This is a genomic window from Mesorhizobium sp. M7D.F.Ca.US.004.03.1.1, assembly GCF_003998635.1.
Lineage (GTDB): Bacteria > Pseudomonadota > Alphaproteobacteria > Rhizobiales > Rhizobiaceae > Mesorhizobium > Mesorhizobium loti.
This window is the reverse complement of the sequence record NZ_RZQG01001366.1, coordinates 1-1,127: the sequence shown is the minus strand read 5'-3', so window position 1 is coordinate 1,127 and position 1,127 is coordinate 1. Positions and strand designations below refer to the sequence as shown.

Genomic DNA, 1,127 nt, shown 5'->3' with positions numbered 1-1,127 from the left:
TATCGAGCTTGATCATCGACCCGTTGACGCCGCCAGCGGCGTTGATGGCGTCGGCAGCGGCCTGTGCGCCCTGCTTGAACTGATCGCCGATGGTGGCGAGCTGTCCGGTCATCGGGCCGATCACCGCAAAGGTGATATCGTCGGCGAATGCGACCGGCGTGCTCATCATCAGGCCGAATATGGCCGCGTTCAAAATACTCAATTTTTTCATGATGGTAGAACTCCTCCACTCACGCGCGGCCGCCCCGGCCGCGCTTCTTCCAGAGAGGCGGGACAATTTCATCCTTCATTGGGCCTGTCTAGGCGCATTGGCGCCGCTCGATTGGGCCTGCAAGACGTCATCCACGCAAAAAGCCACGCCAGCCTTGTTCCGGCTGGTCGTGGCTTTTTTGCCCGTCGAGCTGTTTCCCAAGCGCCCCCGCGCCTAAAAATCCCACTCACCTTCCCTGCGTCGCGCACGACTGGGCCTGCGGCCCGCCGCGTTCTCTTTCTTAGCATCGTGACCGTCTTACGCGGCCTTCAATTCCGCCGGGTCTGGCCGTCTGTGCGGTCTTGATCCCGGAGCGTCCCTGTCTTCGATAAGCCTGTCCGCGACTGGCAGATATCAGTGCATGGTCATCCATTCGCGGGCTTCGCGAAGCGCCTTGGCGATCTCGATCTTCGACATGGCCGCCGACAGTTCGGAGCGCAATTCCGCGGCGCGGGCCGAGCCCTTGATCGCGGCGATGTTGAACCATTTGTGGGCGGCAACGACATCGGTCTCGCAATCGCGGCCGGTCGCATACATCATGCCCAGTTCGAAAAGAATGTCGGCCTGGGCGGTTGCCCCCATGGCGCCGAAACCTGCTTCAAGCATTTCAAAACGTGCCATTTCAATCCCCTGTTTCCGGCCCCTGTCAGGCTCCCGAGAGCTGCCTTCTTTCGTCCTTGCTGGCTGCTCTTCCGATGCTTTCGAGAATGCCGTGCAGGCTTGAATCCGTCGTTAAATGGCGTGCTTAATTTGAGGAAAACAAAGCTAAAACAAGAGGTAAACGCTGAAATTCGTTAAGGATACAAAGTCAGCAATTCAGCCTGCTTGCGTCAAATTTGACGAAAATTTTCCGGCGCCAAGTCAAGACTCCGCTAAC

Annotated in this window: 2 protein-coding genes; both read right to left on the bottom strand. The window is 58.2% G+C overall.

What is annotated here, in order from left to right; translation table 11 throughout:
- Positions 1-211: ABC transporter substrate-binding protein (locus EN935_RS37130; RefSeq protein WP_164771742.1), on the bottom strand; the 211-nt coding region annotated here is incomplete at its 3' end.
- 393 nt (positions 212-604) lie between these two features.
- Positions 605-871, bottom strand: coding sequence for a sel1 repeat family protein (locus EN935_RS37125; RefSeq protein WP_027026420.1), 267 nt, complete (start codon positions 869-871; stop codon positions 605-607).
- Positions 872-1,127: the final 256 nt, after the last annotated feature.